Source organism: uncultured Microbulbifer sp., from assembly GCF_947498635.1.
GTDB classification, from domain to species: domain Bacteria; phylum Pseudomonadota; class Gammaproteobacteria; order Pseudomonadales; family Cellvibrionaceae; genus Microbulbifer; species Microbulbifer echini.
Map to the genome: position 1 here is coordinate 1 of NZ_CANMKV010000010.1, position 15,457 is coordinate 15,457.

Annotated in this window: 18 protein-coding genes and 1 tRNA gene; 14 read left to right on the plus strand and 5 right to left on the minus strand. The window is 51.1% G+C overall.

Annotation, left to right across the window (positions count from 1 at the left end):
* The coding region (locus Q1A69_RS06900) for an IS3 family transposase (protein WP_299583105.1) at window positions 1-249 on the plus strand (249 nt) is incomplete at its 5' end.
* A 1,073-nt stretch (window positions 250-1,322) separates the two neighbouring features.
* Entirely contained in the window at window positions 1,323-2,003 is a 681-nt protein-coding gene (locus Q1A69_RS06905; protein WP_299583108.1) for a hypothetical protein, read from the plus strand.
* A 111-nt stretch (window positions 2,004-2,114) separates the two neighbouring features.
* On the opposite strand, the gene Q1A69_RS06910 is transcribed toward Q1A69_RS06905, so the two are convergent.
* On the minus strand, window positions 2,115-2,279 hold the full coding sequence (locus Q1A69_RS06910; protein ID WP_299583111.1) for a hypothetical protein: 165 nt from the start codon (window positions 2,277-2,279) through the stop codon (window positions 2,115-2,117).
* Between the two features lie 33 nt (window positions 2,280-2,312).
* Here Q1A69_RS06910 and hdeA point away from each other — a divergent pair, with 33 nt between their 5' ends.
* A complete protein-coding gene (hdeA, locus tag Q1A69_RS06915) occupies window positions 2,313-2,768 on the plus strand; it encodes an acid-activated periplasmic chaperone HdeA (RefSeq protein ID WP_299583114.1) in 456 nt (151 codons plus the stop codon).
* Between the two features lie 361 nt (window positions 2,769-3,129).
* Here the strand turns inward: hdeA and Q1A69_RS06920 are convergent.
* Window positions 3,130-3,205 (minus strand) — tRNA-Arg (locus Q1A69_RS06920).
* Between the two features lie 424 nt (window positions 3,206-3,629).
* Between Q1A69_RS06920 and Q1A69_RS06925 the strand changes: the two genes are divergently transcribed.
* Window positions 3,630-3,806, plus strand: a complete 177-nt coding sequence (locus tag Q1A69_RS06925; protein WP_299583117.1) for a PA3496 family putative envelope integrity protein — start codon at window positions 3,630-3,632, stop codon at window positions 3,804-3,806.
* Between the two features lie 355 nt (window positions 3,807-4,161).
* Here the strand turns inward: Q1A69_RS06925 and Q1A69_RS06930 are convergent, their stop codons facing one another.
* Complete coding sequence (locus tag Q1A69_RS06930; RefSeq protein WP_299583120.1) at window positions 4,162-4,869, minus strand: 2OG-Fe(II) oxygenase; 708 nt, start codon at window positions 4,867-4,869, stop codon at window positions 4,162-4,164.
* Window positions 4,870-5,183: 314 nt separating this feature from the next.
* On the opposite strand from Q1A69_RS06930, the gene ccmA reads away from it, so the two are divergent.
* The 8 genes from ccmA to Q1A69_RS06970 all read left to right on the plus strand — a co-directional run bounded on the left by ccmA (window position 5,184) and on the right by Q1A69_RS06970 (window position 11,227).
* Window positions 5,184-5,858: a cytochrome c biogenesis heme-transporting ATPase CcmA gene (gene ccmA / locus Q1A69_RS06935; RefSeq protein ID WP_299583123.1), complete on the plus strand. Its 675-nt coding sequence runs from the start codon at window positions 5,184-5,186 to the stop codon at window positions 5,856-5,858.
* Window positions 5,845-6,558, plus strand: a complete 714-nt coding sequence (ccmB, locus tag Q1A69_RS06940) for a heme exporter protein CcmB (RefSeq protein ID WP_299583126.1) — start codon at window positions 5,845-5,847, stop codon at window positions 6,556-6,558. Before ccmA ends, ccmB begins: the two co-directional genes overlap by 14 nt.
* Window positions 6,559-6,571: 13 nt before the next feature.
* Window positions 6,572-7,315 carry a heme ABC transporter permease gene (locus Q1A69_RS06945; protein ID WP_299583129.1) on the plus strand — a complete coding sequence of 248 codons (744 nt, stop codon included), beginning with the start codon at window positions 6,572-6,574 and terminating at the stop codon, window positions 7,313-7,315.
* 1 nt (window position 7,316) lies between these two features.
* Window positions 7,317-7,541 carry a heme exporter protein CcmD gene (gene ccmD / locus Q1A69_RS06950; protein WP_299583131.1) on the plus strand — a complete coding sequence of 75 codons (225 nt, stop codon included), beginning with the start codon at window positions 7,317-7,319 and terminating at the stop codon, window positions 7,539-7,541.
* 93 nt (window positions 7,542-7,634) lie between these two features.
* Window positions 7,635-8,084, plus strand: a complete 450-nt coding sequence (ccmE, locus tag Q1A69_RS06955; RefSeq protein ID WP_299583134.1) for a cytochrome c maturation protein CcmE — start codon at window positions 7,635-7,637, stop codon at window positions 8,082-8,084.
* The gene (locus Q1A69_RS06960) at window positions 8,081-10,066 is read left to right on the plus strand and encodes a heme lyase CcmF/NrfE family subunit (RefSeq protein ID WP_299583137.1); all 1,986 of its coding nucleotides are present in this window, start codon (window positions 8,081-8,083) and stop codon (window positions 10,064-10,066) included. Before ccmE ends, Q1A69_RS06960 begins: the two co-directional genes overlap by 4 nt.
* A 17-nt stretch (window positions 10,067-10,083) precedes the next feature.
* Window positions 10,084-10,668, plus strand: coding sequence for a DsbE family thiol:disulfide interchange protein (locus tag Q1A69_RS06965; protein ID WP_299583140.1), 585 nt, complete (start codon window positions 10,084-10,086; stop codon window positions 10,666-10,668).
* Window positions 10,631-11,227, plus strand: coding sequence for a YigZ family protein (locus Q1A69_RS06970; protein WP_299583143.1), 597 nt, complete (start codon window positions 10,631-10,633; stop codon window positions 11,225-11,227). Before Q1A69_RS06965 ends, Q1A69_RS06970 begins: the two co-directional genes overlap by 38 nt.
* Before the next feature lie 102 nt (window positions 11,228-11,329).
* Here the strand turns inward: Q1A69_RS06970 and Q1A69_RS06975 are convergent, their stop codons facing one another.
* Together Q1A69_RS06975 and Q1A69_RS06980 are read right to left on the minus strand one after the other, a co-directional pair.
* On the minus strand, window positions 11,330-12,073 hold the full coding sequence (locus Q1A69_RS06975) for a 4'-phosphopantetheinyl transferase superfamily protein (protein ID WP_299583146.1): 744 nt from the start codon (window positions 12,071-12,073) through the stop codon (window positions 11,330-11,332).
* Window positions 12,074-12,366: 293 nt separating this feature from the next.
* Window positions 12,367-13,050 (minus strand): glutathione S-transferase family protein, encoded by a 684-nt coding sequence (locus Q1A69_RS06980; protein ID WP_299583149.1) that lies wholly within the window; start codon window positions 13,048-13,050, stop codon window positions 12,367-12,369.
* 229 nt (window positions 13,051-13,279) lie between these two features.
* On the opposite strand from Q1A69_RS06980, the gene Q1A69_RS06985 reads away from it, so the two are divergent.
* A complete protein-coding gene (locus Q1A69_RS06985) occupies window positions 13,280-14,236 on the plus strand; it encodes a helix-turn-helix domain-containing protein (RefSeq protein ID WP_299583152.1) in 957 nt (318 codons plus the stop codon).
* A 140-nt stretch (window positions 14,237-14,376) separates the two neighbouring features.
* Window positions 14,377-15,387, plus strand: coding sequence for a tryptophan--tRNA ligase (locus Q1A69_RS06990; RefSeq protein WP_299583155.1), 1,011 nt, complete (start codon window positions 14,377-14,379; stop codon window positions 15,385-15,387).
* Window positions 15,388-15,457: the final 70 nt, after the last annotated feature.

The window sequence follows — 15,457 nt, forward strand, 5'->3', positions numbered from 1 at the left end:
TCTTTAATTACAGCGTATGATCTGCGGTGCAGCATGAGCGCCAAAGGTAATTGCTATGATAACGCTTGTGCAGAAACATTCTTCCACTCACTTAAAGTAGAAGCAATTCATGGTAACCGCTTTCCCACAAGGCGCCTCATGAGAGAAACCGTATTTGAGTATATAGAGATAGACTACAATCGAAATCGCCTACACAGCGCCAATGGCTATCTCAGCCCTGAGGCGTTTGAGGAACAACTAGTCGCTTAGTGGTGTGTCCGTCGTTGGTGGGTAGGATCACTTTAGTACAGCGTCAATGATGATCTTAGAAGAGTACTTGTCACCTAAAAAGGGATACGCAGATTGCTTAGGGTGTTTTGGCATTTCTGAGTATGCTTGGCATTCTTCCGGACTTCTCGATGGATCCCTATGTAGTTTTCGGCCATATCTTTAAAGCTGACGGCTTTTGCCTTGTTTTGTGCAATCGCTCTTCAGTGTCACCTTACCGATGTATTCTCTACTGGTTTCTGGCCTCTCATTGGGTTTTCCACTTGATCGTGGATTTGATAGGAGAAGCCTGGATGGTTTTGGATGAAATAAAATGTACACCCCTGGTTATTACTGGGTGTTGTGGGGCTGGAAGTCATTTTGGCAGGCGATCTAACCTCCAAAAGCCCGGCTTATGTCGGGCTTTTTTGTATTCAGTCCACGAATCCATCCGTATCAATACTCTTCCCGGATCAAACCTTTTAAGGATAGTGATGTAGAGGCGCCCTAAGCCAAAATATTGCTAGGGGCTGCAGTATTGCGCTGAAGTTACTGCGTAACCAGCGACAATGTAGTTTCTTTCTTAATCTGTGTTTTTGACGTGTGCCTCTGGTGGGTTGCTACGGTTCTGTCGGTTGCTTGCCAAGAAGGTAAGTGAATTAATGGTCTGGTCTAGTAGTAGCGGTGTCGCGCACTATTTTGGAGGAGGGTTTCAGTAGGTTTTTATTTTTAATAATTTGTATTGATTGATTGATTATAGAGCATTTGAGTTGTTAATTGTTTTGGTGTCAAGTGAATAGATTATGCCTGCCTGTAATGGATTTGATGAGTATCCTGTCTTGTTAATATGTCTTCTGCCTAGTTAACCCTCCTTGTATGGAAAGGGAGGAAATGAGTGAATTTTTGTTTTTATGTATTTAAAACTCTGCGTTAGTCAGACTGCTTATCAGGGCGAAGTGTTGCCTTGTAACGTTGGCTGGGGTGCATAATTGTATTCTCTGCTATGTGCTTAACCAGAAGCTTCTGCAGGTTAGGTTTCATGGAAGTAAACTTCAATTATGTTAATGGGGGTGCAAGTGAAAGCTCTAAATAGAGTCGCTGGAATTTCGGCCATATGTATGGCGTTGCTTTACATTATTGCGTTTATTTTTTTTGGTTTTGTGTGGTCGTTTCCTTCGGGTGGTAGTCCTGCTGAGAAAATGAATTTCCTTGTTGAAAATCAATTTTCATTCAATGTTATTTATACCTTGATGTACTTGGTATTTGCTATTTTTCTCTGCTGTATGGTTGTGGGGTTGTATGAGAAGTTTAAGGGTGAAAGTCCAGCGATAACATCTATAGGGTCTCTGTTTGGGGCCATTTGGGTGGGGCTAGTTATCGCTAGCGGTATGATCGCGAATATTGGATTGGCTTATGCCATCAGCCTTATGGAGGTCAGCCTGGAAAAGGCCTTTGATGCTTGGGGGATTATTTATCTCATGGTCGAAAGCCTCGGGGGAGGCAATGAGTTAGTGGGCGGGTTATGGGTGTTGCTAATCAGTATCGCGGCTCTGCGGGTAGGAGTGTTTTCTCGGTACCTGAATATACTGGGCCTGTTTGTGGGTATGGCAGGTATTGCTACCACCTATCCTGATGAAATTTTCACGGAAATATTTGGTATCACGCAGATAGGCTGGTTCATCTGGATTGGTGTCTCCCTGCTTGGGCGTGAAAGCGACAGCAAGGATTGGCAGCTGGCGAAGGTCGCTAAGGTATAAGTTTCACAGTGGAGGTTTGTGGGGGCGGGTAGCCAGGCACGAAAAGACTTTTCTTGGATAGTGCGCCAAAAATGAAAAATGCGTCTATTCTTTCAGTGGGCCAGGCAGTCTTTAAAAGGACGCCCTGGTTAGCGTTTCCGCTGTCATAGAGCTGGTGTGCAGGTTGGACTTTAGTGTTGGCGAGCTGTTCATTGCGCTTACTGAAGTGACCGATTGGTGCTCACTCACCAGCTCCAGGGAAGCGAGCGGATTGCACATTACCTGCAGTTGATTCACAGGGTTATACCCTGGAAACTTGGAGATTTTATTGTGAAAAGCACGTATTACATCCTTCCCTTGGTAATTGCCAGTCTTGCTGCTTCTGCTGCCTTGGCGGATAAACATCCAAAGAAGCCGGCAAAGGACTGGACCTGTGCAGATTTTCTGGCCATTGATGATGAATTCAAGCCGAAAGCAGTTTACTGGGCGGCGGCTTACTCAAAGCGTGGCAAGGAAGAGGGTGATATGTTGGATATCGATGGCACTGAAAAGGTGACACCGATGATTATTACCGCTTGTACTAAAGCGCCGAAGGAGTCCTTCTGGGCCAAGTTCAAGGATGAATGGCATAAGATGGGGCGTCACGATAAGAGTGGTAAGGATAAGTCGAAGCCGATGATGAATATGCAGGGTGGTAGCGGTAGCAACAATTCGGGCAATGCCCCAAGTGACAGTAGCGACAACAGCGGTAGCAATAACATGCAGAAGCAAAAACAGAAGCAGTAGCTGCTGTGAGTTGCTCAGCATAAATCGCTCTGGCGGTATAGAGGGAAACCCGGCTCAGGTCGGGTTTTCTTTATTCTGTAATGGGGCAGCCAGTGCGGTAATGACTGCGGTCTGCTGTCGAATTTTTATGCTGCTGGCAATTAAAGCTGCTATTGTTGCCCGATAGCACGGATCAAATGGAGTTGGGCTGTGGGGAAGACGGCAAGGGATGAGGTGAAACGGGGCAGAAGTATTAACCGCTCGGCTAGAATGTTTTGGGGCGGTGTGCTTTTGGCAGGCCTTTTTCTGGCGCTTTTTATGCACTCGGCGAAGGCGCTTGGGATATAGGCCAATTGAGCTATTGAAAAAGAGTGGCAGTAAATGGCGCCCCCGGGTGGACTCGAACCACCAGTCCGGACTTAGGAGGTCCGTGGTTTATCCTGTTAACCGACGGGGGCGGAGAGCAGCTGACTATGAAGGGCGGCTATTCTATCTGTTGCGGCGGTAAATGTCATGTCGTGTTTGAATCTCGCCTACCCCTGGGTTCATCTCCCTCCTTCTCACCAGAGAACAAATGCTTGTCACCTGGGGTAACATGGTGGCGGCTGAGTTACCGCATTTCCCGTCGTCTCTCCTTTCTTTTGATTTCGGCAAATCTTCATATTCCTTTCGTTAAATCCCGTTAAATTCATAATGCACTGAGCCCCTGCCGGCGGATAATTTTGCTTGATCAGATCTTCACAATGTCTGCAATAAGCCTGTCATAGTTCCCCTGTAAAATTCTGCTTGACCAGGATTGTTTGGCATCGCTAATCTGCTACTGCACCGTAAAGTGCGATAAGGATATTTCTGCTTTCACGGATCAAGATTATGGAGTTTCGTATGAACGTTAACGAAAAGCACATGGTTTTTGATAGTGTGGACATTCCACAAGTTGCAACTGAAGTACTAAGGCAAGCTACATCTCAACCACCGCGCGATGCACGTCGTATGATAGAGGATAAATTGGAGGAGAGGCGTTTAAGTCGTGAATTAATGGAATACGATTTTGATGCTTAGTAAAAAATAAGTCATTAAGTCTTGGGATCGTGCGGTACATACCAGGCTTGCGTAGTAGTTTCAAAACGTCAGCAGGATGTTCCGCACAGTCAAATCAATCACCTCCTTTCTTACCATTCCTTATAGTCTGAAGCTCTTTCGCAACAGCAGCCACTTCTCGATTCCTTCACCCAAAATGCTCTCTGTATTCTCTGAATAATTACCGGCGTGCTGATGGAATGACGCACGGAAAGGGCACGCATGCCGACTATGAGCCGGCATGCGGCTGCGAAATACCATGAATTATGCGTTCTGGGGCTACATTTCACGGGCAATAAAATAGGTGGGGCTCTCCTATTTTATTGCCGAGCTAGATTTACATTCGGGTAGCAGGATCTTTCTTTTCTTCTTTTTGATTGCCGCCAAGCCAGCCCATCAATTGCTTTAGCTTGTGTGAGAGCTTGCCCCGCTTGGCCTTGCGCTCCTTGTCGGCGGCGCTCACCAGCCAGGCAACTTGAATAACCAGCCGTTGGCCTTCAAAGGGGAGATGGCCGTGGAAGGAATTTTCCGCGCGTTTGAAGGCGGCGAGTGTGCCGTAGGAGGGGGGGACTTCGGGGGCGACAGTATCCTCAAAGTCATCGATGCGCTTCAGAAAGCGCAGACAGCCTTTGCCATCAAGGGTCCACTCTGGATTGAGGTAGAGCAGGGCGGTGGCAATCTTTGATTTGCCGTCGGTGTGAATTCTGCCGTGGCGTTTTTTTAAAGTGCGGCTAATAGAGACGTAGGTTGGATATTGGGAGAGTTTTTCAATGCCCAGGTTATCCCCAATCGTATCGGCAAACTCCGGAGTGATAAATTGTTCGATCAGGGTGTTGATAGAATCTCCGCACGCATCTTTTTCGTGGGGGAGATAACCGGCACCTTTTAGATGTGGGAAATCCTCCAGAAAGGAGGGCATCATCTCTTTGTTTAAAACATTACGGGCAACAAAAAACGGGAAGGGTTGGCGATTGATCAGGATATCGTCGTTGTTTATGGCGCGGGTATCGAGCCAGCGGCTGGTGTCCACAGCAGGGCTAGTCATTATTGTGCATCCTTACAGGCGGGTTCGGTGCTTTTATTAATCACCGGGTCACATCAAAAGTTTCTGTTGATGTCGACTACAGAGTTCCCCTAGGTCCACATAGAGGTTGTGGCGCAGGGGCCAACTCACGACCCAGCGAAAATATCAGAGCTTGGCCGCGGGGCCAATACTAGCGTACAAAAACGCAATGATTTCCCGCAGAGACTTGTTTGAAATCAAGCCATGAAAGATCGGTAGTGTTGAATATCATGCAATTAGCCCAAGTGCCGGTATAATGCCGTTCAGATTTTCGTCAGAGCGGTTTTATCCAAGCAATGTCTGTGACTAACAAGTCCCCAGCTGTATTGCAAGTGCGCGACCTGGCCTGTGAAAGGGACGGCAGGCGCTTGTTTGAGGGCCTTGACTTTACACTCGGCGCCGGCGCCGCAATTCAGGTGAAAGGCGGTAACGGCGCGGGTAAGACCACATTGCTGCGCACCTTGATTGGCAGTACCAGTGACTACAGTGGAGAGATCCTCTGGCGCGGCCAGGTATTTCCGCAGGGGCTTCGCGCTATGCGTGAAGCCCTGCTGTATATCGGTCATCGCGGTGGTGTCCGGGGAGGCCTCACGCCATTAGAGAATCTCACTTGGTATGGGGCTACAAAGACATCAGCCCTGGAGGCTCTGGAAAGAGTGGATCTTTTCGGCTTTGAAGACTCCCTGTGCAACAGTCTATCGGCCGGCCAGAATCGTCGGGTGGCGCTTGCGCGGATGTTCCTGCCGCAGGCGCCCTGCCTGTGGATTCTCGATGAACCTCTGACAGCACTGGATGTGGCTGGCGTTGCGGCACTGGAAAAGCAAATGACCACTCACCTGGGCGGCGGTGGCTCCCTTCTCCTGACCTCCCACCAACCCCTCAACATAATGGGGCTGAATTTTGTCGATCTCTCGGACTGCCTGGTCGAGGAATCTTTTAGCGATACCGGGGGAGAGCATGTCTTTAACTGATGTCCAATCTCCGGTGAGCGAAACGCGCGCGACCCCAGGTTTTCGGGCGCTTTTTAGGATTGAAATGCTCCTTGCCCTACGCAAGAGAGCGGATATTGCCAATCCACTATTATTTTTTGTAACGGTGCTGGCCCTTTTGCCATTAGGCGTGGGACCTGAGCCCGATCTGTTGGCTAAAATGGCGCCAGGCATGATTTGGGTTATGGCGCTACTCGCCACCATGCTCTCCCAGGAGAGTCTGTTTCGCGGTGACTTTGAGGATGGCACCCTGGAGCAGTTGGCGCTGTTGCCCCAGCCCCTGTATTTCGCCGTATTGGCGAAGTCGCTGGTGCATTGGATTGCAACGGGCCTCCCCTTGGCGCTCTTATCTCCGCTCTTGGCGTTGATGCTAAATCTGCCTACCGAGGGGTACTTTTGCTTGTTTGTGTCACTGTTTCTCGGGACTGCGAGTCTCAGTTTGATCGGCGCTATAGGTGCCGCTCTCACGGTAGCTTTGCGTCGCCCCGGACTGCTGTTGGCGCTAATTGTTATGCCGCTGTATGTGCCCGTGCTAATCTTCGGCACCGGTGCGGTGCAGGCGGCAATAGATGGCTATGCCTACAGCGCGCAGCTGGCGATTCTGGCCGCTCTGCTGGCTGCCGCCGCAGCTCTGGCTCCACTGGCTGCAGCGGGGGCAATACGTATCAGCCTGGATAATTGATTCGGAGGTCTTCTTGGCTTGGCAATGGTTTCACCGCTTGGGTTCACCCCGTTGGTTCTATCAAAAAACCAGCGGGTGGTTACCCTGGTTGGCACTGGTCAGTATTGTTTTGCTGGCAGCGGGTACGGTTTGGGGGCTGGGGTTTGCACCCGAGGATGCCAAGCAGGGCAATAGCTACCGCATTATCTTTATCCACGTGCCGGCGGCTTTTCTGGCCCTGGCGGGCTACTACATTATGGCGATCAGCGGCGCTATAGGCCTTATCTGGAAGATGAAACTCTCCTTCGCCGTTATGCGCGCTGCAGCCCCAATTGGTGCGGTGCTCACCTTTATTTCTCTCTTTACCGGCGCTGTCTGGGGCAAACCTACCTGGGGAACCTATTGGGTTTGGGATGCCAGGATCACTTCGATGCTGATCCTGCTCTTTTTGTATATCGGGGTGATGGCCCTGTCCCAGGCGGTCAGTCGCGAGCAGGTAGCGGATAAGGCCAGCGCGCTGTTGGCTCTGGTTGGCACTGTGAATATCCCGATCATCTATAAGTCGGTGGATTGGTGGTTCACCCTGCACCAGCCGGCGACTATTCGTCTGACTGAATCCAGCAGTATCGATCCCAGTATGTTTTATCCGCTGTTGATAATGATCATCGGTTTCTATTGCCTGTATGCCTGGACCCTACTCACGCATACTCGCACGCTGTTACTGCGCCGCGAGATCCGAACTCAATGGGCGCAACAGGAACTCGCCGGGGAGAATTAAAGTGCAGTTTCAGTTTTCTAGTTTCGCAGATTTTCTGGCGATGGATGGGCACGGCATTTATGTTTGGATTTCCTTTGCTGTAACTTTTATCGCCCTCGCCGCTATGGCCCTTTACCCGCGCTTGGCACGACGCCACCTACAGCGGGAATTACTCAATCAGCAGCGCATAGAGCAGCGCCGCCGTAAGGTAAAAGCGCAGCGGACGGTTGTGCAGGAGAATGCTTAGGCGCACGCCTAGCTGCAATCGATACGGATTTTAGCCCGGCGGCTACTTGCGGCCGGGCGGATAAGATCAAAAACTTATGGAGTTCACTCAAAAATGCATCCGGTACGCAAGCAACGCTTGATCTTGATACTTGTCTTGGTCGCCCTGTCCAGCGCCGCAGTCGGTTTTGTCACCTATGCGATGCGTGAGAATATGGATTATTTCTATGCGCCCAGCGCTTTTGCCGCTGGCGAGGTGCCTTTTGAAAAGCGCATTCGCGCTGGTGGCTGTGTCGTACCGGGCAGCGTACAGCGCGCGGGAAACAGTCTGGATGTGCAGTTTGTTATTACCGATGGTGAGGCAGAGCTGGCCGTAGTGTTTGACAAAATCCTACCGGATCTATTTGCAGAGGGTGAAGCTGCAGTAATTAGCGGTCAGTTGATGCAAAGTGGGATCATGCGCGCAGACCAGGTGCTAGCCAAGCACGATGAAAATTATACTCCGCCGGAAGTCGCGGAAAGTATGGTCTCCCAGAAAGGCTGCACCGATGGAGCGAAAATATGATCCCTGAACTGGGGCATTTTGCTCTGATTATTGGCTTACTGCTTTCTTTTGCTTTATCTGTACTGCCGATTGCAGGCAGCTATAGTGCGCGTCCCCTGTGGATGGAGGCCGGTAGGCCCCTGGCCCTAGGCGTTTTTACCTTTGTGTCGATTGCCTTTGCCTGCCTGACAATCGCCTTTGTGCAGAGTGATTTTACGGTCAATTACGTCGCGCAGAACTCCAATAGTATTCTTCCGGTGTACTACAAAGTTACCGCCGTGTGGGGTGGCCACGAGGGGTCAATTCTCCTGTGGTTACTAATTCAGGCGGGCTGGGCCGCGGCGGTTGCCCTGTTTGGACGCCAGTTGCCACCAGAGCTATTGGCTCGGGTACTCTCTGTATTGGGCATGGTGCTGATCGGTTTCTTCCTGTTTATCCTGCTCACTTCCAACCCCTTTGATCGCACTTTGCCATTTCCGCCGATGGAGGGTTCCGACTTGAACCCGCTGTTGCAGGATCCGGGTATGATTTTCCATCCGCCCCTGCTTTATATGGGCTATGTGGGATTTTCGGTGGCCTTTGCCTTTGCCATTGCGGCGCTTTTAGGCGGTCAATTGGATGCGGTGTGGGCACGTTGGGCCCGACCTTGGACGGCGGTTGCCTGGGCATTTCTTACCCTTGGCATCGCGCTTGGTAGTTGGTGGGCTTATTACGAACTGGGCTGGGGTGGCTGGTGGTTCTGGGACCCGGTAGAAAACGCTTCACTTATGCCCTGGTTGGTGGGTACCGCACTGATGCACTCTCTGGCCGTGACAGAAAAGCGCGGCCTGTTTAAGAGCTGGACCATTTTATTGGCGATTTTCGCCTTTAGCTTGAGCCTGCTGGGTACCTTCCTGGTGCGCTCGGGGGTGATTACCTCAGTGCATGCCTTTGCGACTGATCCGTTGCGCGGCAGCTTTATTTTGGCATTCCTGGCCGTAGTTGTAGGGCTTTCCCTATTGCTGTTCGCACTGCGAGCCCCCTCAGTCAGTGCGCGCAGTGTGTTCTCCTTCCGTTCATTGGAGACGTTCCTGCTCGGCAACAATATTCTGCTGATCCTGATTATGGCGATGGTATTGACGGGTACCTTGTATCCGCTGGTGGCGGACGCGCTAAACTTGGGCAAAATCAGCGTAGGTGCCCCCTTCTTTAACCTGTTCTTTGTGCCCCTGATGGTGTTGCTCTGCCTGTTACTGGGTATGGGGGTACACGCTAACTGGAAAGACAGCCGCTGGGACAAACTCTTCAGTGCCTGGCGTCTGCCATTTCTGGCAGCACTGGTGGTGGCGTTGGTCTGGCCTCTGGCGTTTGATCACTACCACTGGGGCGCAGTACTCGGCATCTTTGTTGGCGCCTGGGTATTTTGTGCATGCCTTGCGGATATCGTGGCCAAGACCCGCAATGCCAGTTCCTTTTTTGCCGGCCTCAAGCGCCAGCGGGCCAGTTACTACGGCATGCACTTTGCGCATATTGGACTCGCGGTGGCAGTACTCGGTGTGGTGCTGACTACGGTGTATAGCGTGGAAAAAGATCTGCGTATGGGCGCAGGGGACAGCTACCAGGTGGCGGGCTATGACTTTGACTTTGGGGGGGTGCGCCTCGCCCAGGGGCCAAACTACCGCGCTTTCGAAGGGGTCTTGCACGTGAGTAAGAATGGCGAGCCAGTTGCCGAGTTATATCCGCAGAAGCGCAACTATTTCTCCGGCGGTAACACCATGACCGAGGCGGCTATCGATACCGGTTTGTTCCGCGATATTTATGTGGCCCTGGGCGAACCGTTAGATCGCAGTAACCCCAGCGGGGATTGGGCGGTGCGGCTTCAGTACAAAGCTTTCGTGGTATGGATCTGGTTGGGCGCACTTTTAATGGCCATTGGCGGTGGTATCTCTGTGGCAGATAAGCGCTACCGCAAGGCCAAAGCGGCGCGCCAAGCATCGCTTAGTGGCAATTTGGCGACCGCTTAAGTTTTGGGAAGGACGAAATGTCGAGATTAAAATTATTTTTTCCCCTGATTATTTTTGTGGCTCTGGCGCTATTGTTCTGGCGTGGTTTATTTTTAAACCCTCAGGAAATGCCTTCGGCACTGCTGAATAAGCCGGTGCCGGAGTTCTCCTTGGATAAGGTTGCCGATAATAACCAGGTTATGCAAAAAGGTGATCTGCCGAAGGGCCCACATCTGCTCAACGTCTGGGCGACTTGGTGTGTAGCTTGCCGGGTTGAGCATCCCTACCTGAATGCCCTGGCTGAGGAGGGCGTGCCGATTATTGGTGTGAACCTCAAAGATGATGATTCCGCGGCGATAAAGTGGCTGGATAAATTCCACAACCCCTATCTGTTTAGTGTTGCGGATAGGGATGGACGCTTGGCGCTGGATCTGGGGGTGTTCGGCGCGCCGGAAACCTTCCTGGTGGACGCCGAAGGCACTATCCGCTGTAAACACGTAGGTGTAGTGGATGCGAAGGTTTGGCAGACCAAGTTGCAGCCTCTGTATGAAAAATTAAAAAGCCAGCACTGGGACGCATTTGCCGGTGACCTATCAGATTCCCTCGTCTCCCGTTGTCAGTGAGACTGAAGAGAAGAAAAGCCGTTTTATCTGTTGGCTGGGTCCAGTAGCGGATAAAGCGGCTTTTCTGCATCAGCTTAATCAAATTCGAGCGCGTTATCCGGACGCCAGCCACCACTGTACCGCCCTGGTAATCGGCAACCCCGCAAATCCTGAGGTAATGCAGGCCGATGATGATGGCGAGCCAGGTGGTAGTGCCGGGCGTCCAATGTTGGAGTTACTCCTAAAGCAGGGGGTGGGTAATGTGGGTGCCGTTGTCACTCGCTATTTTGGCGGAACCAAACTAGGGGTTGGCGGCCTGATGCGCGCTTACCGCGGCTCGGTGGGGGCCGCCTTACAGGCGGTGAACCTGGAGACTTTTGTGCCGCTGCAACATGTTTCCGTAGGCTGTAATTTCGCCCAGGAATCCCGACTGCGCTTTCTTGTGAGGCGTCACCTGGGGTGTTGTGGACAGGCGGAATATGCCAATAAAGTTACCGTGTCGATTGCTTTGCCCCAGGATCAGTGGGTTCCCCTGGTGAAGGTGCTTCAGGCAGAGGGTTTTGAGTTTCAAGAGCAATAAAGCACTTTCTGCAGTTTTGGGGCCGAGGACATTGATTCTCAGGTATTTTATTACTTGAAGCCGCAGCTGTTGCTCACCGTTAGATTTCGTATTTAAACACCGCTAATGTGGCGGCGCGATCAGAGTAAGAACGCCGTTATGTTGGAATTGGAAAATACCATGATATAAGTCACCGGCCCTGACATCAGGGCAGAGATCGCGAGTTAGGGTCAGTGTCAGCTTTTGCGCTAAAGGGTCTATATACAAGATTTCGGCATCGAGAAAGTCAAAATATTGCTGAACTTTGGCGTAGAGAGCTTTAAATAGGCTCTCCTTGATCGAGAAGGCGATAGTTAACCAGTGCTCTGGTGCGATGCCGGCTTGGGAAAATCGTATTTCTTCCGCCGTGCAGACAATAGTATTTTTAATCTCAGCGGCCGTTTCAGTGGGAATCGGTAATTCAAAATCGACACCAAGGGCAAGGGGTCCTCTGGTAAGTGCGCAGATAGCGATATCTCCGCCATGGGAAATAGAGCCGCTGATATCCGTGGGCCATAGAGGGCTGCGGTTGGGGCCAATGGGGACCTGAACATTTGCAAAGCCTAGCTGCTTCAGCGCCTGGGCTGCACAGTATCTTCCCGCCAGGAATTCGGCTTTGCGCTTTTTACAGGCACGTCGGATTTCCTCTGGTAGATGAACACTTAATGTGTCGAATAGGGAATCTTGGTAAAGCGCTAGATCAAAGCGACATTGTAAGAAAACCCCAAAAAAATCGATTGAGGAACCCGTTTCTAAAAAGGTAATAAATCCATGCCCACTTTCCATTAGCGGTTGTTGGATAGGTGGTTGTTCGAGAGGTTCCATCATGATGCGGTTACCCTGTAGGCTGCTTACTCTTATTAGTGTGAGTGGGTGGTTACACAGAACGGTGATCAATCAGCTTGGCTTGGGCAAAGTACAGAGTTTCTGAAAGTGAATCAAAACTTTCCTCAGGAGATTCATCCCAAGGTATAAGAGGTTGTCTCCAACAATATTCCAAGCTGCCACAGGTGGCCTGTATTAGGGTTTTAGGGATTGTGTTCGGCGCATCTAAAATCGGTTGCGCCGAACTCTGAGGCTTGTCTACCAAGGCTAAAAATCTAGCGGGTTACTTTGATTCTTTATACGTTTCGCAGGTCGGCTGTGATTGTGCCAAAGGTAGCGGCTTCCTCTTCGTGGATCGTCTCCCTCCACGGCTCTTGAATTGCATCCGTTAACCATTTTTTCATTGAGGGTAGGTTGTGGATCAGCGCTATATACTCCTTGGCGGTTTTGCCAAGGGGTAAATTATAGTTTTTTACCCTGATGGTAACCGGGGCAAAGAAGGCATCGACAGCGGTAAATTCCTGGCCGGCGAGAAATGGGCCCCCAAATTGTTGAATCCCCTCGATCCACAGTTCATCAACCCGTTTTAAATCTCTTTGCAGCGAATTTGAGATCTCATTCAGCGTTACCTTCAAACTGCAATTCATTGGGCACATATTCCTAAGGCTGGAAAAGCCGGAGTGCATTTCTGCCGAAGCACAACGAGACCATGCGCGGGCCTGTCGATCCGTTGCCCAGACTTGTGAGAAATCCTCCGCGAGATATTCGGTGATTGCCAGGGAATCCCAAACCGTAGTGGTATCTGTTTTCAAGCAGGGTACTTGTCCGGTTGGGGAGAAAGTATGAAATTTCTCCCAGCTGCCACCTTCCTCGAAAGTTACCAGCTTTTCAACAAAGGGGATTTCCAGGTGGTGCATTAACAACCAGGGTCTAAGTGACCAGGAAGAATAATTTTTGTTTCCAATAAATAATTGATACATAAGTGTCCTATCTGTGGGTGTTCTGAAGCTGAAGCCTTGGAAAATCAGCTGTCGATAGTTGAATCGGCGAGTTCCCGTCAATTTCATCGTCTGATCCATAGTCTCCTCGCAATTTACTTCGGCAGCGATTGGCTTGAAGGCCAATAATCGTTAACTTTGCGCCAGTTGCTCTTTTCCAAAGGGAATGGAGAGGAGTCGCGGGGCGGCTGACTAGTAAGAGGAGATTGTCATGCGTGTTGCCATATTAGCCCACAGCGAGGTTGCGCTATTTGAGTTGGGTTGTGCCACGGAGCTGTTTTGTCAGCGGCGCGCAGAGACTGAAGGCTTGTATTACGGTGAAGTAGTGACCTTTGCGGAGAGACCGCCCACAACGGCAGGTGGCCTGTCGCTACAGTGTCGGCAAGTAGAGGGTCTGATGGAGTATGACTTGTTGGTTATTCCGAATTGGCCAACAGTACCGCAGCCAATGGATGTCTATAGAGCGCGTGTGCATCGGGCAGTTACTGAGTTTGCGACCTGTGGCCGAAAAATTTTGACCTTTTGCTCGGGAGCTTTCCTGCCTGCGGAGCTCGGCCTGTTGGATGGTAGAAAGGCCACTACCCACTGGCGCTATGCGGAGTCCTTTCGGAGGCGTTTTCCCCTGGTTGAGTATGTGGGAGATGTTCTCTATGTCTGGCACAACCTATTGGCCTGTGCCGCGGGAAGTTCTGCGGCGATTGATTTGGGGATTGAATTTCTGCGGCAGACCTACGGCGTTGAGTTAGCCAGTTCAGTGGCCCGGCGCTTGGTGATGGCGCCCCACAGGCAGGGTGGGCAGGCCCAATTTGTAGAGACTCCGGTGTCAAAACGTCCCGACTTTTTTGCCAGTGCCTTAGATTGGGCTCTGGCTAACTTACAGGGTTCGATTTCAGTGGATGACTGGGCTGCACAGGCACATCACTCCCGTCGCAGTTTTGATCGTAAGTTTCGCCGGTCTCTAGGAGTTTCACCGAAGACGTGGTTAATCCAGCAGCGATTGCGTGTGGTGCAGAAGGCGTTGGAGTCAGGTGAGGCCTCTTTAGATCGGGCGGCGCAACTGGCGGGCTTTGCGAGCAGTACCACTATGCGCCACCATTTCCGCAAGGTATTTGGGGTTTCTCCCAGTCAGTATCGGCGCCAATTTTCCAGGAGGCCGGGCATTACTTGACGGGTAATACAAATATGACGGTCGAGGAAAGGGCGTGAGGGTGAAGAAAGGTCGATACCTTCGGTTGATACAACCCCGGCCACGAACAGGTTATGATTCCTCCTTTATTGCCTGAACTCAGTACGGAAAACGAAGGATTTATGAGCAAACAGCGCGTATTGACCGGTATCACGACCACCGGTACTCCCCACCTGGGTAACTATGTTGGTGCGATCCGCCCGGCCATTTCTGCAAGCCAGGACGAGAACAACCAGTCCTTTTATTTCCTGGCGGATTATCACGCGTTGATTAAGTGCCAGGACCCGGAACAAGTGCATCAATCCACTCTGGAGATTGCCGCTACCTGGTTGGCTTTGGGCCTCAATACCGACAATGTGGTGTTCTACCGTCAATCCGACATTCATGAAATTCCCGAGCTGACCTGGCTCCTTACCTGTATGACCGGCAAAGGCTTGATGAATCGTGCCCATGCCTACAAGGCGGCCGTAGATGCTAACCGCGCCGATGGTGAGGACTCCGATTTTGGCGTCACCATGGGGCTCTACAGCTACCCCATCCTAATGGCTGCAGACATTCTCATGTTCAATGCCAACAAGGTGCCGGTGGGTAAGGATCAGGTTCAGCATATTGAGATGGCCCGCGATATCGCTCAGCGATTTAACCATCACTATAGCGAGCACTTCGCTCTGCCTGAGGCGGTGGTCGATGACCATGTGGCTGTGCTGCAGGGGCTCGATGGCCGCAAGATGAGTAAGAGCTATGGCAATACCATTCCTCTATTTCTGCCAGAGAAAAAGCTGAAAAAGCATATCAACAAGATTAAGACCAATCTGTTGGAGCCGGGTGAGCCCAAAGACCCGGATACCTCAACGGTTTTCCAAATTTGGCAGGCCTTTGCGACGCAAGAGCAAACTGCGGAGATGCGCAAGGCGTTCGAAGAGGGCATTGCCTGGGGGGAGGCCAAGAAGCAGCTATTTGAGTTGGTAAACGAACAGATTGGTGAGGCGCGGGAGCGTTATAACAAGCTGCTTGAAAACCCAGCACAGATTGAAGAGGAACTGGAGAAAGGAGCGGCCAAAGCGCGGGCTTACTCTGCTCCATTTATCGAAAAGTTGCGACGTGCGGTAGGTATCCGCAAGATCGGGCAATAGTTTTTTTAAAAAAAATTGGGGGGCTATGGCTTCCGTAGCCGTCCCCTATCTATAAGAGTATTGATCAGAA